At 63.6% G+C, this 20,771-nt stretch carries 23 protein-coding genes; 13 read left to right on the forward strand and 10 right to left on the reverse strand.

What is annotated here, in order from left to right; all coding sequences use genetic code 11:
• Positions 1–57: 57 nt before the first annotated feature.
• The 4 genes from GYH29_RS14845 to pmbA all read right to left on the reverse strand — a co-directional run bounded on the left by GYH29_RS14845 (position 58) and on the right by pmbA (position 4,525).
• A complete protein-coding gene (locus GYH29_RS14845; RefSeq protein WP_039755076.1) occupies positions 58–1,197 on the reverse strand; it encodes a patatin-like phospholipase family protein in 1,140 nt (379 codons plus the stop codon).
• A gap of 267 nt (positions 1,198–1,464) precedes the next feature.
• Positions 1,465–2,382, reverse strand: a complete 918-nt coding sequence (locus GYH29_RS14850; protein WP_118268034.1) for a DNA-3-methyladenine glycosylase family protein — start codon at positions 2,380–2,382, stop codon at positions 1,465–1,467.
• 3 nt (positions 2,383–2,385) lie between these two features.
• Complete coding sequence (gene alkB, locus GYH29_RS14855; protein ID WP_161524029.1) at positions 2,386–3,030, reverse strand: DNA oxidative demethylase AlkB; 645 nt, start codon at positions 3,028–3,030, stop codon at positions 2,386–2,388.
• A gap of 151 nt (positions 3,031–3,181) precedes the next feature.
• Positions 3,182–4,525, reverse strand: a complete 1,344-nt coding sequence (gene pmbA / locus GYH29_RS14860; RefSeq protein WP_161524030.1) for a metalloprotease PmbA — start codon at positions 4,523–4,525, stop codon at positions 3,182–3,184.
• Between the two features lie 87 nt (positions 4,526–4,612).
• Between pmbA and yjgA the strand changes: the two genes are divergently transcribed.
• Genes yjgA through GYH29_RS14885 form a run of 5 tightly spaced genes read left to right on the forward strand, consistent with a single transcriptional unit; the run spans position 4,613 to position 8,645 of the window.
• Complete coding sequence (gene yjgA, locus GYH29_RS14865; RefSeq protein ID WP_161524031.1) at positions 4,613–5,164, forward strand: ribosome biogenesis factor YjgA; 552 nt, start codon at positions 4,613–4,615, stop codon at positions 5,162–5,164.
• Positions 5,164–5,742, forward strand: a complete 579-nt coding sequence (gene mog, locus GYH29_RS14870; protein WP_043590059.1) for a molybdopterin adenylyltransferase — start codon at positions 5,164–5,166, stop codon at positions 5,740–5,742. The genes yjgA and mog overlap by 1 nt, the downstream gene beginning before the upstream one ends.
• A gap of 3 nt (positions 5,743–5,745) precedes the next feature.
• Positions 5,746–6,693 carry a YheT family hydrolase gene (locus tag GYH29_RS14875; RefSeq protein WP_107731998.1) on the forward strand — a complete coding sequence of 316 codons (948 nt, stop codon included), beginning with the start codon at positions 5,746–5,748 and terminating at the stop codon, positions 6,691–6,693.
• 57 nt (positions 6,694–6,750) lie between these two features.
• Entirely contained in the window at positions 6,751–8,067 is a 1,317-nt protein-coding gene (locus GYH29_RS14880; RefSeq protein WP_161524032.1) for an MFS transporter, read from the forward strand.
• A gap of 8 nt (positions 8,068–8,075) precedes the next feature.
• Positions 8,076–8,645: a hypothetical protein gene (locus GYH29_RS14885; protein WP_019101677.1), complete on the forward strand. Its 570-nt coding sequence runs from the start codon at positions 8,076–8,078 to the stop codon at positions 8,643–8,645.
• Between the two features lie 6 nt (positions 8,646–8,651).
• On the opposite strand, the gene GYH29_RS14890 is transcribed toward GYH29_RS14885, so the two are convergent.
• Positions 8,652–9,803 (reverse strand): HD-GYP domain-containing protein, encoded by a 1,152-nt coding sequence (locus GYH29_RS14890; RefSeq protein ID WP_107731996.1) that lies wholly within the window; start codon positions 9,801–9,803, stop codon positions 8,652–8,654.
• Positions 9,804–9,971: 168 nt separating this feature from the next.
• On the opposite strand from GYH29_RS14890, the gene GYH29_RS14895 reads away from it, so the two are divergent.
• The gene (locus tag GYH29_RS14895) at positions 9,972–10,817 is read left to right on the forward strand and encodes a dienelactone hydrolase family protein (RefSeq protein ID WP_019101679.1); all 846 of its coding nucleotides are present in this window, start codon (positions 9,972–9,974) and stop codon (positions 10,815–10,817) included.
• 6 nt (positions 10,818–10,823) lie between these two features.
• On the opposite strand, the gene GYH29_RS14900 is transcribed toward GYH29_RS14895, so the two are convergent.
• A complete protein-coding gene (locus GYH29_RS14900) occupies positions 10,824–11,930 on the reverse strand; it encodes an HD-GYP domain-containing protein (protein WP_019101680.1) in 1,107 nt (368 codons plus the stop codon).
• Positions 11,931–12,073: 143 nt separating this feature from the next.
• Here GYH29_RS14900 and GYH29_RS14905 point away from each other — a divergent pair, with 143 nt between their 5' ends.
• The 4 genes from GYH29_RS14905 to GYH29_RS14920 all read left to right on the forward strand — a co-directional run bounded on the left by GYH29_RS14905 (position 12,074) and on the right by GYH29_RS14920 (position 14,562).
• A complete protein-coding gene (locus tag GYH29_RS14905) occupies positions 12,074–12,673 on the forward strand; it encodes an HD domain-containing protein (protein ID WP_019101681.1) in 600 nt (199 codons plus the stop codon).
• A gap of 240 nt (positions 12,674–12,913) precedes the next feature.
• The gene (locus tag GYH29_RS14910) at positions 12,914–13,117 is read left to right on the forward strand and encodes a cold-shock protein (protein WP_019101682.1); all 204 of its coding nucleotides are present in this window, start codon (positions 12,914–12,916) and stop codon (positions 13,115–13,117) included.
• A 79-nt stretch (positions 13,118–13,196) separates the two neighbouring features.
• Positions 13,197–13,757 (forward strand): DUF1415 domain-containing protein, encoded by a 561-nt coding sequence (locus tag GYH29_RS14915; protein ID WP_019101683.1) that lies wholly within the window; start codon positions 13,197–13,199, stop codon positions 13,755–13,757.
• 70 nt (positions 13,758–13,827) lie between these two features.
• Positions 13,828–14,562: a hypothetical protein gene (locus tag GYH29_RS14920; protein ID WP_019101684.1), complete on the forward strand. Its 735-nt coding sequence runs from the start codon at positions 13,828–13,830 to the stop codon at positions 14,560–14,562.
• A gap of 52 nt (positions 14,563–14,614) precedes the next feature.
• On the opposite strand, the gene GYH29_RS14925 is transcribed toward GYH29_RS14920, so the two are convergent.
• The 3 genes from GYH29_RS14925 to GYH29_RS14935 all read right to left on the reverse strand — a co-directional run bounded on the left by GYH29_RS14925 (position 14,615) and on the right by GYH29_RS14935 (position 17,244).
• Complete coding sequence (locus GYH29_RS14925) at positions 14,615–15,190, reverse strand: lysophospholipid acyltransferase family protein (RefSeq protein WP_019101685.1); 576 nt, start codon at positions 15,188–15,190, stop codon at positions 14,615–14,617.
• Positions 15,191–15,385: 195 nt separating this feature from the next.
• Entirely contained in the window at positions 15,386–16,024 is a 639-nt protein-coding gene (locus GYH29_RS14930) for a helix-turn-helix transcriptional regulator (protein WP_019101686.1), read from the reverse strand.
• A complete protein-coding gene (locus GYH29_RS14935; protein WP_051002641.1) occupies positions 16,024–17,244 on the reverse strand; it encodes an MFS transporter in 1,221 nt (406 codons plus the stop codon). The genes GYH29_RS14930 and GYH29_RS14935 overlap by 1 nt, the downstream gene beginning before the upstream one ends.
• 217 nt (positions 17,245–17,461) lie before the next feature.
• On the opposite strand from GYH29_RS14935, the gene GYH29_RS14940 reads away from it, so the two are divergent.
• From GYH29_RS14940 to GYH29_RS14950, 3 genes are all read left to right on the forward strand, one after another.
• Positions 17,462–17,689 (forward strand): glycine zipper 2TM domain-containing protein, encoded by a 228-nt coding sequence (locus GYH29_RS14940; RefSeq protein ID WP_019101688.1) that lies wholly within the window; start codon positions 17,462–17,464, stop codon positions 17,687–17,689.
• Positions 17,690–17,785: 96 nt separating this feature from the next.
• Complete coding sequence (locus tag GYH29_RS14945) at positions 17,786–19,153, forward strand: deoxyguanosinetriphosphate triphosphohydrolase (protein WP_019101689.1); 1,368 nt, start codon at positions 17,786–17,788, stop codon at positions 19,151–19,153.
• A 47-nt stretch (positions 19,154–19,200) separates the two neighbouring features.
• The gene (locus GYH29_RS14950) at positions 19,201–19,842 is read left to right on the forward strand and encodes a histidine phosphatase family protein (protein ID WP_161524033.1); all 642 of its coding nucleotides are present in this window, start codon (positions 19,201–19,203) and stop codon (positions 19,840–19,842) included.
• 45 nt (positions 19,843–19,887) lie between these two features.
• On the opposite strand, the gene GYH29_RS14955 is transcribed toward GYH29_RS14950, so the two are convergent.
• The gene (locus GYH29_RS14955; RefSeq protein WP_081576156.1) at positions 19,888–20,508 is read right to left on the reverse strand and encodes an SCO family protein; all 621 of its coding nucleotides are present in this window, start codon (positions 20,506–20,508) and stop codon (positions 19,888–19,890) included.
• Between the last annotated feature and the right edge of the window lie 263 nt (positions 20,509–20,771).

The raw sequence follows: 20,771 nt of genomic DNA on the forward strand, positions 1-20,771 counted from the left end.
ACGTCATGGCGCATGATTGTGCCATACAACATGGAGGATTCAGAACCGCGCCGCGGCTTAAAGTTCCAGGAAACGGCGGATAGCCTCTTTCTGATGCAAAGCATCCTTATAGCCCAAGGCGATCAACTCGCGGGTATAGCCCGGCTCAAACAGCAGATACGTGGCCAAGGCCGTGCCCCGGTGACGGGTGGCGCCGGTGCCCTTCATCAGGAAGCGCAGCAAAGGCGGAAACAGCCGAGTGTGCTTGTAGGCGATGCCCTCCAGCGATTTGCTGGGGTTGAGCATGAAGATGTCCACCTTGCGCAACTGAGTCTGGCGCGCCAGTTCCTCGTGGCTTTGCAATAGCGACACGGTATGGTTGACCCGGGTCAGCCGCTCCATGTCCACCGACATGCTGTCGATGAACACGCTGTTGAGCAGATGACCGAATATCTGCGCCGGCGACGGATAAAAACCGCTGTGGCGGCGTTCTATGGTGTCCGGCCGCTTGCTGGCCAGACCAACCACGAACAGCTTTTCCGCCCCAAGGTGCAACGCCGGCGACAAGGGCGACAACTGGCGCACCGCGCCGTCGCAGTAAAACTTCTCCCCTATGCACACCGAGGGAAAAATCAAGGGGATGGCCGAGGTGGCCATCATGTGCTCGATACCGATGCGCTCGCGCATGCCCAGCCGCTGATAGCGCTCCCACTCCTCCAGGCTGTCCGCGCCCTGGAAAAAGGTGACCGACATCCCTGTGGTGTAACACGAGGCCGTCAGCGCCAGCGCCTTGAGCGCGCCGTGGCGAACGGAATGGTCTATGCCCTCGAACACCATGACCTTGGTCAGCAGCTCGCGCAGCGGGGCGTTGTCTAGAAAGCTTTTGGGGTTGCGCCACAGCCGGCCGCCGGACATCACGGACAGGCCAAAGTGCAAAAAGGTCTTCAGGAAATAGCCGGAACTGGCGTCGTAGACATCCTGAATGTGCAGTTGCTTCCACATCTGCGCCAGCGTGGATACCGCCAGGTGAAAGTTGCCGGCGCCGGAGGCCAGCGCCACCGCGTTGATTGCCCCGGCCGACGTGCCGCAGATGATGGGAAAGGGATTGACGCGCGCATCCGGCAGCAGCCGGGAGATCCCCAGCAACACCCCCACTTGGTAAGCCGCGCGCGCGCCGCCCCCCGACAACACCAGTCCGATATCGGATTGCCTCCCCATCCCGCACCTCGCGTGGCTATGTTGGCGGCGGACCGGTCGCCGCACGGCTTCTTGTTCTATTTAGGGTAGTCAAACGCCGCGGCCAGCGCCAACTTCGCGCGGAGGAAATCCCTTGGACGCGTTCGGAAGCGGCTCAAAGTCTAACGAGCCAGGACGAGGCCAGGCGAAAACCGCCGAGAAAGCGGGATGAACTAGAGGCTCATGGGCGTTTCGAAGGAGCGCCCGCCGCGCCACGTCCCACGAAGCGCAGCGGACTTTTACAAGCCATTAATAGCCGGCCGCCGTCTGCATCGCCCACAGATGCGCCCCCACCAGCGCGCGCCACGGCGCGAAGCCTTGCAGCCACTGCTCTGTTTCGCGCGGCGACACCGCCTCGGCCCTCCCCAGCAGACGCTGCAGGCCTCGCCGCACCGCCACGTCCCCGTGCAGCGAGCCGTCCAGCCAGCCATAGCCGCGCAGCAGCGCGTAGCTGACCGTCCACGGGCCGATGCCGGGCATGGCCAGCAGCCGCGCGGCGATCTCCTCCGGCGCGCCGTCGTCCAGCCAGCCTTGCAAGGGCAGGCCGCCGTCGACCGTCTGCCGGCTCAGTTCCAGCAAGGTCCGGGTTTTGGCGCGAGAGAAGCCGGCCTGCCCCAATTGATCCGGCTCCAGCTCCGCCACCTGCTGCGGCGACGGATGGCATAGCAGGCCGCCGCTGTGACGGTTGCCGACCAACTGCATCAGCCTGCGCCGCAGCGAAATCGCGGCATGCACGCTGATCTGCTGGCCCGTGACCGCCCAAACCAGCGCCTCAAACGGGGTGGTCGTCTGCGGCACGCGCAAACCGGGACGCGCGGCGATCAGCCCCGCCAGCTGGGGATGGCCGCGATGCGCGCACTCGAAATCCGCCACCGGCTGCGCCAAGCCCAGCATGCGGCGCGCCATGGAGGTCAAGGCTGCCGCGTCGCCGGCCTGCGGCGAAACGTCCGCGTCCAGCTCCACCCGCACCGCGTCCGCAGCGAAATCCATGCTAAGGCAGGCCGGCGCGCCGCGCCACAGCAAGCCCTTGCTCAGGCTCAGCGCCGTCACCCGCTCGGATAGCTCCTGCGCGTCGCGGCGGTGGAAGGCCATGAAGTCGTCCCGGCGAAAATCCGCGGGCAAAGACAGGGATAAAGACAGCGAAACGAAATCGGCCGGTTCAGCCATGGATCAGCGCGCCTTGCGAAAAGTCAGATTGATGCGGCGCCGCCCCAGCAACGGGTGCATCCCGTCCGCCACCGGCAGCACCCCGTGGAAACGCATCCGGTCCGCCCCGCCCCACACCAACACGTCACCATGGCGCAACTCAATGCGGCCGGCACGCTCGGCGCGGCTAAGACCGCCGAACAGAAAAATCACCGGCAAACCCAGCGACACGGACACGATGGGCGCGCCAAAATCGCGCTCGTCCTTGTCCTGATGCAAGGACATCTTGGCGCCCGGCGCATAGCAATTGATCAGGCAGGCATCCGGCGCGAAGCCGGGGAAACCGGCTTCGGCCGCGGCCTCCTCGGCCAGAACCCGCAACAAGGCTGGCATCGCCGGCCAAGGCTGCCCGCTGCCGGGGTCACGCTCGGCGTAGCAGTAGCCGCGCGCATCGGACACCCAGCCGTAAGCGCCGCAGCTGGTTGTGGCGACCGACATCGCCCGTCCGCCCGGCGTCTGCATGCCGCGCGGAGGCGCTTGCCGCAGCACCGCCTCCACTTCCGCCAGCAAGGCCGCGTCGATCTCGCAGACGCGGCGATGCAATAAGGCCGCGCCAGGCGATAGGCGCTCCAGCCAGCCGCCCTCTTCCGGCGCGAACAAATCCGCCATCGCCTGCCTTAGAGCCTGTCCAAAGTCTCGCGAGCCAGAGCGAGACAAGGCGCAAACCGCTGAGAAAGCGGAATGATCAAGGGGTACATGAGCGTTTCGAAGCGGTTTTTAACGCAGTATTGCCGATGCGCAGCAGACATTGAGCGGGTTCTCAGGCCTCGCCGGCCACCATCATGCTGCGCAACAGCACCGAGCCCATCTGCCGGCCGCCGCGCTCCAGCACGTCGTTGCCCACCGCGTCTATCTGCATGAACATCTCGCGCAGATTGCCCGCAATGGTGATTTCCTCCACCGGGTGCATGATCACGCCGCGCTCCACCCAGAAGCCGGCCGCGCCGCGCGAGTAATCGCCGGTTACCGTGTTGACGCCTTGGCCCAGCAGTTCGGTCACCAACAGGCCGGTGCCCATAGTCCGCAGCAACTCCTCCAGGCTTTCGCCGGTGGAATGCACAACCAGATTATGCGCGCCGCCGGCGTTGCCGGTGGTCTGCATGCCCAGCTTGCGCGCCGAATAGCTCCCCAGCATATAACCCTGCAGCACGCCCTTGTCCACCAGCCGGCGCGCCACCGTGGCCACGCCCTCGTTGTCGAAGGCGCCGCTGGCCATGCCGCGCAGCAAGAAGGGGTCTTCGTCTATGGTGACATTGGCCGACATCACCGGCTTGCCCAGCGAGTCCAGCAGGAAGGACGATTTGCGGTACAGACTGCCGCCGCTGATGGCGGCCACCAGATGACTGAGCAACGAGGCGGCTATCGGCGCCTCGAACACCACCGGATACTGCCCGGTCTTCACCTTGCGCGCGCCCAGTCGCCGCGCCGCTCGCTGACCGGCCTTGGCGCCGATGGCTTCCGGCGCGTCCAGATCCTCGCGCCGGCGCGCCGACGAATACCAGTAATCGCGCTGCATCGCGCCGCCGTCCTCGGCCACCACCGCAGCGGAAATGCTGTGGCGGCTGCTGGCGTAGCCGGCGATGAATCCGTGGCTGTTGGCGTAAGCGAAGTGGCTGGACTGCGACGAGGCGGTGCCACCCTCGGAGTTTCGGATGCGCGGATCGGCGGCCAGCGCCGCGGCCTCGCAGGACTTGGCCAGTTCGATGGCCTCCTCCACCGGCAGCGACCACGGATGGTACAGGCTGAGGTCCGGAAACTCCGTGGCCATCAACTGGGAGTCCGCCAAGCCGGCGCACGGATCCTCGGCGGTGTAGCGCGCGATGTCCAACGCGGCGCGCACGGTGTCGGCCAAGGCCTCTTCGGAAAAATCGGAAGTGCTGGCGTGGCCTTTCTTCTGGCCCAGGTAGACGGTTACGCCCACGCCCTTGTCCTGGTTGTATTCGATGGTTTCCACCTCGGACAGGCGCACGCTCACGGTCTGGCCCAGTCCTTCGGAAACATCGGCTTCGGCGGCGCTGGCGCCTTCGGCCTTTGCCAGTTCAATGACGCGGGAGGCGATGTCCTCCAGCGCGGCCTGGCTGAAACTGAATGTCTTGTCTTCCATCTAGTGTCTTTCGCAATGGTCGAAACGGCCGGAGGCCTTTTCCGGTATCATACCAGCCTTGAGAAAACCGATTGAGAATTGCCAACGATGACCCATTACCAGAACGACAGCCCGGACGACGGCTACGTCAGCAAATCCCAGCGCAAGCGCGACATGGATGCGCTGCAAGACCTGGGCCGCGAACTGGTGGAGCTGTCCAAGGACACGCTGAAGAAAATGCAGCTGCCGGAAGACCTCCTCACCGCTATTCTGGACTATAAACGCTTTACCGCGCACGGCGCGCTGCGCCGCCAACTGCAATACATCGGCAAGCTGATGCGCGACGTGGACCCGGAGCCGATCCAGCAATACCTGCAAATTCTCAAAGGCGAATCGTCCGAGCACATCGCCTGGCAGCACCTGCTGGAACGCTGGCGCGAACGGTTGATGGAAGACGACAAGATGCTGGCCAGCTTCGTCACCGACTTCCCCGCCGCGGACCCGCAGCAGCTGCGCACGCTGATCCGCAACGCGCGCAAGGAAAAACAGGACAACAAACCGCCCAAGTCCTTCCGCCTGCTCTATCAGGCCGTCAAGGACGTGATTCCGGAACCGGGCAAGCCGCGCCTGCATCAGCAGAACCAAGAGGACGACGAGTGATGCTGAAAGTAGGCCTGGTCTCGATCTCCGACCGCGCCAGCAGCGGCGTGTACGAAGACAAGGGCATTCCGGCGCTGCAGGACTGGCTGGCCGCCGCGCTGGCCAGCCCCTTCGTCGTCGTCGCCCGTCTGATCCCGGACGAGCAGCCGCAAATCGAAGCCGCGCTCAAGACGCTGGTGGACGAGGAAGGCTGCCAACTGGTGCTGACCACCGGCGGCACCGGCCCGGCCGCCCGCGACGTCACCCCCGAGGCCACGCTGGCGGTGGCGGACCGCGAGATGCCCGGCTTCGGCGAGCAGATGCGCCAGATCAGCCTGCGCTTCGTGCCCACCGCCATCCTGTCCCGCCAGGTGGGCGTGATCCGCAAGCAGGCGCTGATTCTCAACCTGCCCGGCCAGCCCAAGGCGATCAAGGAAACGCTGGAAGGCCTGCGCGGCGCCGACGGCCAAGTGGAAACCTCTGGCATCTTCGCCGCCGTCCCCTACTGCATCGACCTGCTGGACGGTCCCTATATCGAAACCCATGAGGCGGTGGTCAAGGCCTTCCGCCCCAAATCGGCTCAGAAAAAGCCGGCCTGAGCCATGGCTTACCAGTCTCCCGCCTGGCTGCGCGGCGGCCATGCCCAAACCATCTGGCCGGCGCTGGCGATCAAGACCCCGCGCCCCGACTACCGCCGCGAGCTGTGGGACACGCCGGATGGCGCCCGCATCGCGCTGGACTTTGTCGCCGGGCGGCCCGGCGCGCCGCTGGTCGTGTTGTTTCACGGGCTGGAAGGCAGCAGCGACAGCCACTACGCGCGCGCGCTCTTGCTGGCGGTTCAGCGGCGCGGCTGGCATGGCGTGGTGCCGCACTTTCGCGGCTGCGGCGGCGTGGACAATCCTCTGCCGCGCGCCTATCACGCCGGCGACAGTGCCGAAGTGCGCTGGATTTTGAGCCGGCTGGCTCAACGCTTCCCGATCTTGGCCGCCGCCGCGGTATCGCTTGGCGGCAGCATGCTGCTCAACTACCTGGCGGACGAAGGCGCGCTGGCGCTGCCGCGCGCGGCGGCGGCGGTGTCCGCGCCGCTGGATCTGGTGGCGGCCAGCACCCAGCTGGACAGGGGCTTGGGCAAACTACTGTACACCCGCATGTTCATGGGCACGCTTAAGCCCAAAGCGCTGAAATCGCTACAGCGCCACCCCGGCCTGTTCGACGGGGGCAAACTCCGCCGCGCACGCACCTTCATTGAATTCGACGACCTGGTCACCGCGCCGATTCACGGCTTCGGCACCGCCCTCAACTACTGGCGCAGCGCCAGCGCCAAGCCTCGGCTGGGCCAGATCGCCCGCCCCACTCTGGTGTTGAACGCGCGCAACGATCCCTTCCTGCCGGAACAGGCGCTGCCGCGTCAGGCCGACGTGGCAGCCAGCGTCACGCTGGAATTCCCGCCCCACGGCGGCCATGTGGGTTTCGCCTCCGGCGCCTTTCCCGGCACACTGGATTGGCTGCCGTCTCGCTTGCTGGAATTCTTCGAGCCGCATCTGGATTGACTGCGCGGCGCTTTCTGCGCATCTTGACGGCATCCACCCATTAAGCGAGGGCGCCGCATGAGCCCAGATTCCGTCAAAACTTCCCTTCTGCGCAAAACCTATTTGCGCATTCTCGCTCCGCTGTTCATCGCCTCCGTACTGGCCTTTCTGGATCGGGTCAATGTCAGCTACGCGGCCTTAACCATGAACGCCGACCTCGGCTTCCACGCCAAAGTATACGGCCTGGCCGCCGGCATTTTCTTCGCCGGCTACGTGCTGTTCGAGGTACCCGGAGCGATTCTGGCCGAGCGCTGGAGCCCTAGCCGCTGGATCGCGCGCATCCTGTTCTCCTGGGGAGCGGTCAGCATATTGCTGAGCCTGGTGCAGAACGAATGGCAGTTCTACCTGCTGCGCTTTATGCTGGGCGTGTGCGAAGCCAGCTTCTACCCGGTGATCTACGCCTCGGTGATCCCGCGCTGGTTCGTCGCGGAAACCCGCGCCCGCGCGATTTCCATCACCTTGAGCTCCCTGCTGGTATCCGCCATCGTCGGCGCGCCGCTTGCCGGCTGGTTGGTCGGTCTTCAGCCCTTCGGCCTGAAAGGTTGGCAAAGCCTGTTCCTGCTGGAGGGCGGCGTCACCATGCTCTACGGCGGTGCTGTCTTGCTGTGGCTGCAGGACGATCCAGCCAAGGCCGCTTGGCTGAATGTGGAGGAAAAGCGCTATTTGATCGACACGCTGCAAGCGGAAAAAGCCGCCACCCGTAAACAACAGCCGGCCACGCTGCGTCAGGCCCTGGCGCAGCCGGCGGTGCTGCGGCTATGTCTGATCTACTTTCTATGGATCACCGGTTTCTGGGGCTTCAGCTTCTGGATGCCCACGGTGATCAAGAACGCCTCCGGCTGGTCGCCGCTGGCCATCGGCCTGGCCTCAGCCGTGCCCATGCTGGCGGCGCTGGCCGCCATGCTGTGGCTGGGTCATTCCTCGTCGCGCCGGGCGGAGAAACGCTGGCACGTGGCGCTGCCGCTCTTGCTCGCCGCCGCCGGTTTCCTGATTGGCGCGCTGAGCGACCATCTCGCCGTGGCGCTGCTCTCCGTCACCATCGTCGCCATCGGCGTCTACAGCCCGATGGGCGTGTGGTGGTCCATTCCCACTACTTTTCTCACCGGCACGCTGGCCGCGGGCGCCATCGGCCTGATCAATTCCGTGGGCAATATCGGCGGTTTCATCGGCCCCTATGCGCTGGGTTTGATTGAGGCCGCCACCGGCAGCCACACCCTGGCTTACCTCTGGCTAAGCGGCCCATTGCTGCTCAGCGCCCTGCTGGTGCTGGGCTTGAAGCCGCAAGCGCAAACAGCGGACAATGCAAACCAAGCCGCCGCTTCCGGCGGACGATAGGACACACTATGCTGACACGGCTCTTCACTCTCGCCTTCTGCTCTCTGCTGCTCACCGGCTGCGCCGGCATGGCCGAGCGTCTGAACGGCTCGCTGGAGCCGCCCGCCGAACGCGGCTACGCCATTCTGTCGTTGACCGGCAAATCCTCCAACCCGGACAGTGCGACGCTCGGCCTGGATATCGCCAACGCCGCTGGTCGCGTCGTGGCCGTCGACCGCGCCAGCCTGCTGACCGACACCGTTTTCGGCGAACCGGGCAAATCCATGGCGGAGGGCAAATTGATGCTGTTCACGCTGGAGCCGGGCCAGTACCGGGTGGAACAGGTCTGGGCCAACTGGCTGGAAGACGGAGCTTGGGGCGTGAGCCGCAAAATGCGCGGCTTCCGCCTGGCCGCTCCGTTTGAAGTGAAGCGCGGCGAGGCGGTCTATTTGGGCAATGTGGACGTGGAAATGAGTTTTTTGCCGGAAGCGCGGCTGCGCGACGAAACCGAACGCGATCTCGCGCACATCCGTCGCATCTGGAAGATCAAGGACGTATCCGGCATCCAGTTACGACCGCTGGGCGAGGCTCGGCCCTGAACCCGCTCACTTCTGCCACAGCTTGGACAGATAAGCCGGCTTCACCACCGCCGCCGACAACGGCGCCGCCTCCAGCACCCGGTAAGCGTTCTGCCGAGTGTCGCGCAGCAACGCGTCGGCGTAGGGCGCGCCGTCCAACTTGCGCAAGGCCGCCACTCGCGGCGCGTTGGCCTTGTCGCTGCGGTGGGTGACCACGCCGATCTCGTTGCTGGCCAATTTGACGAAGCTGCCGGGCGGGTACACGCCCAGCTCCTTTATCAGCAAAGCGGCGTGCTGCGGATCGAAATCGCCCAGCTCGCCACGATACAGGCTGCCGATCACCAGCGCCGGCAAGGCCGGCTGCGGCTGATGTATGCAGGAACACAACACGTCCACCATGTGCAGCAAGGCTGCGTCCGGGTGGATATCCTCGCCGCGCAGCCCCTGCGGGTAGCCGTCGCCGCCGCGCTGCTCCTGATGGGTCTGCACCAATAGATGCCAATGTTCGTCCACCACGCCGGCCTCGCGCAAAATGGCGGAACCGACAATGGGATGGGCGTAGAGATCGTCGCGCTGCGCGGCGTCCGGCGGCGTTTGCTGCCGCGATAGTTGATTCAACAAGCCGGTGATCGCCAAATTCATGCTCAAAGCCGCGCCCACCACTGCTTGCAAACGCGCCTCCTCCATGCCCAAGCGCCGCCCCAACACCGCCATGATCGCCGCTACATGCACGCTATGGGCGCTGCCGATGTCGCGGTAGGGCGTCAGCAGCACGCTGGCCAGCACCCCGTCCGGCTGCTTGCAAGCCAACCGGATCAACGCGTCCGCCATGTCCACCAGCCTCCCGGCCAGGCCCGGCACCGCCAGGCCATGCAAAAGCAGGCCCTCGGCGCGACGAGTCTGGAAACCCAGCTCCATGATGGGATTGGGCTGCACTTGCGCCGCGGCTTCCTTCTCGCGCTGCGCCGCGCGCTCCAGCTGCTCGCGCTCCAAGCGCGCCGCCACCTCCTCGCTGTCGCCGTGCGCCAACGTCACCAGCCGTTCGCGCTGCTCCGGCGTCAGCACGTAATGGCCTTTTTTCAGTAGCAGCAGGCCGTTCTTGGCGTACACGTCAACCGGCAGTTGCTGACCGATGCGCAAGAAGCTGGTAGGCAGCTTCACTTTGGAGGAGTCCGGCATAATCTATATACGTTTCGTTAAGTCATGCTTCAATGGCTGTGAATAATGCCGCATTCCCTCGTCCTAAGGAAGCCCCCGCAAGCCGGCGCGCGCGCCGGCTTGCCAGGCAATGTCAACGGCATTAAGCTGGTTGACCCAATCCGAATCACCTTGTTGGAGAATGCCCTTATGACAAGCAACCGACATATCGACGCTTCGCGTCGGGACTTTCTGAACAGCGCGGTGGGCGTGGGCTTCGCGCTGGCGGTGCAACCCATAGCCGCCAGCGCCATTCTCACGGACGGCGACGGCCTCAACGCCGGGGCGGTGGAAATCCCGACCGGCCCCGCCGTCATGCCGGGCTATATGGCAAAGCCCTCCGCTGCCGGCGGCCCTCTGCCGGTGGTGCTGGTGGTGCAGGAAATCTTCGGCGTGCATGAACACATCCGCGACCTGTGCCGACGGCTGGCCAAATCCGGCTACCTGGCCGTGGCCCCCGAGCTCTATTTCCGCCAGGGCGACCCTAGCAAGGTCGCCAGCATCGGCGAACTGGTCAGCGGCCTGGTCAGCAAGGTGCCGGACAACCAGGTAATGGCGGATCTGGACGCCACCCTGACCTGGGCAAGCGGCCACGGCGGCGACGTCAAGCGCGCGGCCATCACCGGCTTTTGCTGGGGCGGACGCCAGGTATGGCTGTACGCCGCGCATAATCCCGCGCTCAAAGCCGGCGCAGCCTGGTACGGGCGGCTGCAAGGAGAGGCCGGAACGAATACACCGCGCCAGCCGCTGGACATCGCCGCGCAGTTGCATGCCCCGGTGCTCGGGCTTTACGGCGGGCTGGACAAGGGTATTCCTCTGGAGTCGGTGGACAAGATGAAGGCCGCGCTGCGCGCCGCCGGCAAGCCCTCTGAAATCGTGGTTTACCCTGAAGCCGACCACGGTTTCAACGCCGACTACCGTCCAACTTACAACGCGGCCGCCGCCAACGACGGCTGGCGCCGCATGCTGCAATGGTTCAAACAACACGGCGTCTGACACCGGCTAATCTCCCGGCGGCCGTCTGGCGCAAGCCGCCAGCCGCACGCGGATCACCTGATTGAAACGCGCCAGCCAAAAGGGATCGAACTGACGCTCCGAAGCGTTGATCTCTGCGATGGCGCGCATCATCGAATGCCGCAAACCGCGATGCGAGTGCTTCAAAGTCACCGCCTCGAAGGCATCAACCAGAGCCAGAATAAGCGCGCCGCTGCAAATCTCATCGCCGTGCAGGCCATGCGGATAGCCCCTGCCATCCGGCATCTCGTGATGCTGGGCCACCATGCGCGCCGCGTCGGCCCAGGCCGGCATCCGTTCCAACAGGCCCGCCGCCCAGCCCGGGTGCTCCGCCATCTGATGGCGCTCGGACTCGCTCATCCGCCCCACTTTCAACCAGAACGACTCCGGCAGCAGCATCATGCCGATATCGTGCATATACACCGCCGCCTCCAGCTGCCTGTCGTCCACCAGCCCCGGCGCCTGGCGACTAGTCTCCAGCGCCAGTTCCAGATTGCGCTCGGTGCGGCCCTGGAACTGCGGCAAGCGCTGTTCAAACTGCAGGGCTAATATCCGGAAAAACGCCAAATCGCCCTGGCTGAGCTGCGCGGCGGCATCCGTCGGCGTATCCGATTCAATCACATGCAAGGGAATCCCGGTGATCTGCTCCACCAGTTGCTGACAACGCTGCAACAGCTCGCCAACCGGGCATTCCGCCACCTGATTCAGCGCCCGCATCAGCAGGGGCAACTGCAGATCGTCCAACAATTCGTGGTTTTCCAGAGCCTCAAGCGCCAGACCCAAACGGTCCATCACCAGCAGCATGACGTCGCCGATCGAATCCTCATAGCTCACCTCGCCGCTGCGCAGCCTCTCCAACAGGCTTTCCAGCGAATGGACGAAAGGCACCACAAAACGCACCTGGCACATGCTGGCGTCGCCCTTGATGCTGTGCAGCAAACGAAACAGCTGATCGATCTGCGCGGCGTCGGTGTCGCCGAAACCCAGTTGGCAAACCAGATGCTCAACCTGCGGCGCGTAATCGCTCATCACTTCCATGAAATCGTGGAACGCCTCAGGCTCCACGATCTCCAGCGTCAGCTCCTGCTTGCCCATGCCCTCTCCCATTTTCAATGCCCCTTCATTCCAGTATATGCAGCATGCGGCAAAGCGTGCGACAGCGCCCTTTCCAAACCATCACGCGCCGCGCATAATTTGCGCCCTCGGCGCATCGCCCGCCTATCCGCCTTAATATTCCCATGCAAAACCAACTGCAAACGCTGCAACAGCACATCGCCTTCATTATTGAAGTGGACAAACTCAAAACGGTGCTGCGCAAAACCAAGGCCGTTTATGTGGACCGCTACGAGAATTCGGCGGAGCACAGCTGGCAGATCGCCCTCTTCGCTCTCAATCTGCGCGACTTCGCCGCCGAGCCGGTGGACATCGACAAAGTCGTGCGCATGTTGTTGATTCACGACTTGGGCGAGATCGACACCGGAGACACCCTCGTCTACGACGCGGACGGCGCCGCCGAACGCGAAGCGGAAGAGCTGGCAGCGATGCGCCGCATCCTGGGTCTATTGCCCCAGCCAATCGCCGCGGACCTGCTGGCCTTGTGGCAAGAGTTCGAGGCTCGCAAAACCCCTGAAGCGCGCTTCGCCCGCGCGATAGACCGTTTGATGCCCATCTTGCTCAATCTGCAATCCGGCGGCCAGAGTTGGCGTGAAAACGGGGTCAGCAAGCAACAAGTGCTAAGCATGGCGGTGGGCAAAGTGGAGGACGGCTGTCCGCTGGCGGCGGACTGGTTGCGCGCGGAATTGGACCGCGCGGAGCAAGCCGGTTGCTTCGGAGCCTGACTCCAAACCATTAAAAACCGGCAGAAATACCAGGGTATCCTGAAAAAACAGGATAAAAACCCTTTCGGCCATGCAGAAAACGCTTGCCATGTCCCGGAACTATAGGCACTATTCCTGCCGCAGGATGCTCAAGTTGTGGATGTGTTGTTGTCGTAGTGGCATTAAGTCCGTACCTCAGTCGCCATTTCCCTTGAACTTCGTGCCTTTTATTTCAACTGCTCGTTTTGAGGAATTAACAAAATGGCAACCGGTACCGTTAAGTGGTTCAACGACTCCAAAGGTTTTGGCTTTATCACCCCGGATGAAGGCGGCGACGACGTGTTCGCTCACTTCTCCCAGATCAATGCCAAAGGCTTCCGCACCCTGGCTGAAAACCAGCGCGTTAGCTTTGACGTCGTAGACGGCCCGAAAGGCAAACAAGCCTCCAACATCCAGCCCATCTAATCCACGCGATTAGTCAGCTTGATGAAAACCCGGCCTCGTGCCGGGTTTTTTGCATTCACGCTTCAACGCAAGGAATCCCATGCCCGCCTCCGACGATCACGAACACATCATCGCCGCCACCCGCGACTGGCTGGAAAAAGCGGTGATCGGACTCAATCTGTGCCCGTTCGCCAAGAGCGTCTACGTGAAAAACCAGGTGCGCTACGTGGTCAGCGACGCCGCCCAGCCGGATCAGTTGGCGCAAGAGCTCGCCTCCGAACTGCGTCTGCTGGCTGATAGCAGCCCGGACGAAATCGATACCACCTTGCTGATCCACCCGCGCGCGCTGCAGCGTTTCCTGGATTTCAACGACTTTCTCGATATCGCCGACGCCATCGTGGAAGACATGGGGCTGGACGGCGAACTGCAAGTGGCCAGTTTCCACCCCAAGTTCCAGTTTGAAGGCACCGGCGTCAACGACATAGAGAACTTCACCAACCGCGCGCCCTATCCGACCTTGCACCTGCTGCGCGAAGCCAGCATCGGCCGGGCAGTGGAAGCCTTCCCGCAAGCGGAAGCCATCTATGAGAAAAATATCGAAACGCTGAAACAGCTGGGCCTGGACGGCTGGAAGGCGCTGTTCGCCGGCAAAACACCGTAAGCCGCGCATTGCCAAGCACGGCGCGGGCATGGTACACCAACGGGCATTCCACTTCTGGAGCTCCATTTCCATGTCGCTCAGGCCCTTGCTGCCGCTCGCCGCTTTACTTCTGAGCGCCTGCGCTTACACTCCAGTGCAAAAACCCGTCGCCGGCGACGACTTCCGGAGCAATGAACTGGGACAGAGCAGCGCCAACCGCACGGCCAATCTGGCCATGCGCGACAATCTGGCCAGCTTGCAGACCCTGCTGGAAAAGCTGTACAAGCGCAATCCCAAGGAATGGCGCAAGACCGGCGCGGCGGACTACCCGGCCGCAATGCGACAAGTCATGGGCGCAATCCGCAATAACGCCCCGCTGCCGGCCTTGGCCGGGCAGCGCTCCATCGCGGCGATGAGCGCGGCTTTCGACCCGGGTTTTGGCGGCGACCGCGCAGGCGCGCTGATCTACGGCATGGGCTCGATGCTGGTGGACGCCTACGGCGGCCGCACCGAGCTGTTTCTGGTGCACGGACTGGACGCGCAGCAACTGGCCAACGCCTCGCACAACCTGGAAGTGGCGGCCTGGATGCTGAACAACCGCCAGATCAGCGGCGCGCCGGCCTTGCTGTCCAACGAGATCGGCAACGTGCGCAATCTGTCCTTCGAGCGGGAATTCGGCAAGATGATGGCCAGGCTGGACCTGTTGGCGGAATTGTCGGACGAGAAACTGCGCCGCAGCGCCATCGACTTCGGCCAATCCCTGATCGCCGGCCCTTTCCTGCAGTTCCTGCCGGTGAGTGCCGCCGCCCAGGCCGCGGCCCCCTGAGAACTTGTTAAATGTCTGCCGCGCTTCAGCGAGAGGCGTGGAGAGGGCTGACTTAGCCTTGATTCGGACGCTTACCCACCTTGTCGCGGTAAAAGGCGCGAATGCGAGGCATATCGGCGTCGATATCGCCGCTGGGCGTGAAGATGGGACCGAAACCGGCCTCCTTGCGGCTGTAATCCAGATACGCCAAAGCCACCGGCACCTCCGCGCCGCAGGCGATGTGATAAAAGCCCGTCTTCCATTCGGACACCGCCTTGCGCGTGCCCTCCGGCGGAATCGCCACCACTAGCCGGTCCGAACGCCGGTACACCTCCACCATTTGTTGCACCAGCGAATTATTCTGATGCCGTTTGACCGGAATACCGCCCAACCAACGCATCACCGGTCCGATCGGCCCGGCGAACAGTGTGTGCTTGCCCATCCAGTAAATCTTGGCCCGCGCGGCGAAACACACCGCCAGCGTCAACGGAAAATCCCAGTTGCTGGTATGCGGCGCCCCGATCAGCACGTATTTATCCAGCTTGGGAAACTCCCCTCGCAGCTTCCAGCCGCTCAGTTTGAGCATGACGATGGACAAGCAGCGGAACAAAGGCCGGATCACGGGCGTGTCGAAAATGGTGAAATGCATGACGGTCCTGAGCAAGGGCCTTGCCGCAGAACGGAGAACAACAACCAAGGAGGCGCTGCCCAGCGTCGGAGCAAGCGCCAACCACGTGGAAAAACGCCGGAATGTACCTGATAAAACCATCCCGGTAAATCCGGATTGCGAAATACAATCAGCTCACGCAAGTCCATGAATTCAAAAAGCAAGCGCCGCGTCTTCTCACTCCGCCAAGGGCACGATGCGATATACGCAGCGCCGCCCACCCTCGTCCAGCGCGTGCTCCAGCCGCCGCACCTCCGCCCTCGGCCCCAACACCCGCTCAAACAGCGCCAGCTCGGATCGGCACAAGCCCTGGCATTGACGCGCCGCCGCGCAGATCGGGCAATGATTTTCCAGCAAGAGCCAACCGTCTCCATCTTGACGGGCCTCCGCCATATAACCTTCCTGGCTGCGTATTCGCGCCAGCGCGGCCACCCGGTCCGCCAGCGCGTCGGCGCCGGACATAGCCTGCCGGTACTCCTCCTCCGACTGCGCTTCTCGCCGTTGAATCAAACTCTCCAGACCAGCCTCGCCAAACAGCTCCCGCACCTGGGTCAGCAATTGCAGCGTCAGGTCCGCGTGCCGATCCGGAAAGCGGCCATGGCCGCGCTCGGTCAAGCGCCAAACCTGGGCCGGCCGGCCCACGCCCTGAGCCTGGGCCTCCATCCGCGCCAGCCCCTTCTGCTCCAGCGCCAGCAAGTGCTTGCGCGCGCCCATGCTGGTCAGGCCCAACTCCGCCGCCAGCGCCTGCGCCGTTTGCGGTCCCCGCGTTTTCAGCAGATACAGCAAGCGGTCCGCGCCGTTGATCGCCGCCGCCATCAGGCTTCCGCCGCCTCACGGATCACGCCTTGCAGCCAACCGGCGGCCAGGCCGCACGTCAAAGCGCCCAGGACCAGCACCAGCCGGGTGTCCAGAATGGTCAACACGCTGCCCAGCAAAGCCACCAACACATTGGCCACGCAGAAGATCGTGGTCAGCAGGCCCATCACACTGCCCTGCCCCAGGTTGGCGAAGCGCTCCGAACACCAACTGGGCAGGATGGCGTTGTAAATCGCCAGCGGCACGCCCAACAATACAATCAAGCCTATGCCCGGCCAAGGCAGATCCGCCAGCAGGCTCAAACCCAGCAGGCCCAGGGCCACCCAGGCCGCATTGATGCGCGCCAGTTCCAGCGGCGCCCGCTTATGCCCAAGCTTGCCCAGCAAAACGCTGGCCGATGTCATCAAGACGCACATCAACGCCGTCACCACCGCGATGCCGCGGCTGTCCAGCCGCGCGTACTCCACCAGCCACAAAGGGTAAAACTCGTAAAAAGCGTTGACCCCGATAGCGAACGCCAGTTGCATCCAAAACAATCGCGCCAGCAAAGGGTCCGCCGACAGCAGCCGGAAGGAGTGCTGGCCGCGCATCACCTGCAACAAGGACTGATCCTGGTGCATGCGCTCGCCGGTCTCCGGCAGGAAGGCCAGCAGCACCGCCAAGCACAGCAAGATGGCGCCGGCGGCCAGCAGGAAAGGCACCGCCTCTCCCAATGGCAAGGTCAACCCGCCAATCAGCGGCCCCACCAGCCAGCCGGTATACAGCACCGCATTGAGAATGGCGAAGGAGCGCGTGCGATCCAGCTGCGGATGCAGATCCGCGACGATGGCGCGCGCCACCGCCACATTGCCCTCGGTCAGGCCGGTGACAAAACGCGCCAGCACGAACAGCAGGTACCAGCGGCTCCATAAAGCGTAGGCCGTCAACAGATAGCCGGCGAAGGTCAGCAACAAGGTGCCTGTCAACACCCGCCGCCGCCCCAGCCGGTCCGACAACGCTCCAATCAAGGTGCTGCCCAGCAAAATGCCCAGCGGGTTGGCGGCCAAGGCCAGGCCCAGCAGCAGCTTGGGCGGCAGCCCCAGGAAGTGATTGAACGCATCCGGCGCGGAGTTCACGAAGATGGGCGCCAGGATGGGATAAGGCATGGCCACGCCGGCCGTGCTCATCAGCGCCACCAGACAGACAGTTAGCAGAATTAATTTTGGATGGAAAACATTCATGACGCATACCAATGAAACGATGGCCCATGCTAATCCCGCCGCCGCAATAAGTAAACAAATTGGTTTATTTAATATCGTGCCGCGTACTGAAAGTCATCAAGACAGCATATAGAATGCTGTACGTATGGTTACGAAAAGACGCGTAAAAATAGGAACCAGATGGCATTCAAAGCGTCTCAGACTACACAAGACCTACTTCATGTTTTTGGAGACTTCGATGACCTCGATTACCAGCAAACCCGCCGTTAAAGTCATTGCCGCCAGCCTGCTCGCCGTGAGCCTGCTGTCCGGTTGCGCCAACATGTCCAAGCGCCAGCAAAACACCGCCATCGGCGCGGCCGCCGGCGCCGTGCTCGGCTCCGTGCTCACCGGCGGCGACGCCATCGGCACTGTGGGCGGCGCCGCGGTGGGCGGCGTGGTCGGCAATCAGACCGGCAAACGCTAAGCTCGTAACCCCATTCCAAGAGCCAGCCCCGCGCTGGCTCTTTTGTTTTGCCCGCCGCGCCCATATCATCAATACAACAGCACCACGGGCCACGCCATGACCTCCTCCGCACGCATGAATTGGGAACGACTCCTCTCCACCAAACGCTTCAAAGTCATTCAGGGCCACGTCAAGGAAACCCGCACCCCGGCCACCGAAGAAGGCAGCCCGGGCTTGCGCACCGACTTCCACATTGACCACGACCGCGTGGTGTTCTCCAGCGCCTTCCGCCGGCTGGGCCGCAAAACCCAGGTGCACCCGCTGGCGCGCCACGACCATACCCACAACCGGCTAACCCACAGCGTGGAGGTGGCCAGCGTCGGCCGCAGCCTGGGCAATCGTGTCGGCATGATGATGCAGCATGCCCATCTGCTGCCGGACAACTACACTCCGCACGACATCGGCGCCGTGGTGCAAGTGGCCTGCCTGGCCCACGACATCGGCAATCCGCCCTTCGGCCACACCGGCGAATACGCGCTGCGCGACTGGTTTCGCGCCGAACGCAACGCGCACTGGCTGCACGGCCTGGCGCCCGAGGAAATCCGCGATGTGCAGACCTACGAAGGCAACGCCCATGGTCTGCGCATGCTGGCCACGCTGGAAATGTACACCGGCGAAGGCGGCATGCGCCTCACCGCCGCCGCCTTGGGCGCCTTGATCAAATACCCGTGGACCTCGGACGCCGAAGCCGCCCAGGCCCGCGACAAATTCAATATCTACCGCACCGAGCTGCCCTATTTCCAGCGCGTGGCCGCGGAGTTGGGCCTGCTGCCCAAGGGCATCCAGCAATGGAGCCGCCACCCGCTGTCCTACCTGATGGAAGCCGCCGACGACATCTGCTACGCGATTCTGGATCTGGAGGACGCGGTGGAGATCGGCATCCTTGACTTCAAGGAGTTCGAAACCCTGTTCTCCAGCTTTACCGAATACGAACGCATCTGGGACATGCAGGACGTGCGGCAGAAATGCGGCACCTTGCGCGGCATCGCCATCGGCCGCTGTGTCAGTGAAGTAGCGGAGAAATTCATGCTGCACCACGACAGCCTGCTACGCGGCGAATTCCCGGCCAAGGACCTGATCAATCTGTGCGGCGCCCAGGTACAGGACGCGTTGATCCACGCCAAGGAGCTGGCCAGCACCCGCGTCTACCGCCACCGAACCAAGCTGGTGACCGAACTGGCCTCCTACCCGTGCATGGCGGGCATTCTGGACGCGCTGATCCCCGCCGCCCACGCCTACGTCAACAAGGGCGCCGAGTGCCTGAGCCCGCGCGAGCACCTGGCCATGGGTCTGCTGGAACAGCATATCCGCAGTGACGACAGCCTGTATCAGGCCTATATGAAAGTATTGGATTTCGTCGGCGGCATGACCGACAACTACGCCGCCAACCTGGCGCGCGACATCTCCGGCGTGGGTATTTTGTAAGGTCGCCCCGCCGCATTTTCGGCAGTTAAAAAAACAGAAAGACAGGAATGCAGCACACCACCCGTTTTTGCGTCGTCCGCCATGGCGAAACCGACTGGAACCGCGAATATCGATTGCAAGGCCATACCGACATCCCCCTCAACCCCACCGGCCAGGAGCAGGCGGCAACCCTCAGCCGCGCGCTATGGCCGGGGCGCTACGCCTTCGACGCGCTCTACGTCAGCGACCTGACCCGCACCCGCCAAACCGCCGCGCCGCTGCAAACGCGGTTGAGCCTGACCCCCACCTACAGCGCCGAGCTGCGCGAGCGCCACATGGGCGTGTTCCAGGGCCTGACCTACGCCGAGGCGGAACAAACCATACGGGACGACTATCTGCAGCTGAAATCCCGCGATCCGGACTACGACCTCAAAGGAGGGGAAAGCCTCAATGTCTTCATGCGACGCATCCGCGATGGCTTCACCAGCATCGCCCGCAGCCACCTGGGCCAAACCCTGCTGGTGGTCACTCATGGCGGCGTGCTGGAAATGATGTACCGGCTGGCCACCGGCAAACCGATGTCCGAAGCCCGCGATTTCCCCATTCCCAACGCGGCGCTGAACTGGCTGAGCTATTGCGACGGGCGTTGGCAGGTCGAACAATGGGCCGACGAATCCCACTTGCCCGCCGCGCTGGACGAAATCCAATAGCAAAACCGGCCGCGGCCGGCACAAGCCGCCGCGGCCAGCGACAAGCTAAGCCAAGGCCGACAGGGTGCGCGCGATGGTTTCCGCAGACGGCAGCTCCGTCGATCGCCACGCCAGCCGGTGCTTGGCATCCACCAGCAAGACTTCCGTATGGTGCGCGCCCAAATCCGTCCGGCGCTGATTGAACGTAGCCAGCACCAAGTCCAGGGAGGCCAGCTCGGGGCTGGCTGCCCGCCAGCCTGGCTTGGGACGAAACGGCGCCAGCCATCGCCGCAGCTGCTCGGGCGTATCGTTCAATGGGTCAAGACTTAGCGACAATAGCTGCGTCCTCGCCCGCTTCGACTCCGGGATCAAATCCTGCACCTGCCTGAATGTCGCGCCCTGAATCGGGCAAACATTGGAACAGCGGGTAAAAATCAGCTGGATAGCCGTCACGCGACGCTGCAATAAGGCGTAAAACGAACGCCGCTGACCATCGCTGTCCTTCAGCAGGAAATCCGGCAGCGGCAACGGCGGGGAAATCTCCCCATGCGCCAAGGCCAGGTCCCTCGGCGACACGGTGTCGGCAAACGCGGCCGGCCCCGCCAGCCATAAGGGCGCCAGCCCCGCCAAACCCATCGCAAACCGCCTCCGCCCTTGATCCAACGGCTCGACATCTTTCCGCTGCATGCTAATGCTCCTGCAAAAAAAGCCATAAAGCCCGGCACTCCGCCGCGCTCAAGCGGTAGCGCGGCATATCCGTGCTGATCAAGATCGCGGTCGGGTCTTTTCCGGTTCGCAGCATCTCGCAAAAACTCTGCTCGGTATAAGCCCGCTCCGGTCCTCCGCGCCTGGCGCTGGGCTCCGTCAAAAATTTCGCGCCCAAATCAGGACCGAAGCGGCCTTCCGCCCGCGCCTGATCCTGTAGCCGGTGGCAGTTGACGCAACGCACG

This window comes from Chromobacterium haemolyticum (genome assembly GCF_009936155.1).
GTDB lineage: Bacteria > Pseudomonadota > Gammaproteobacteria > Burkholderiales > Chromobacteriaceae > Chromobacterium > Chromobacterium haemolyticum.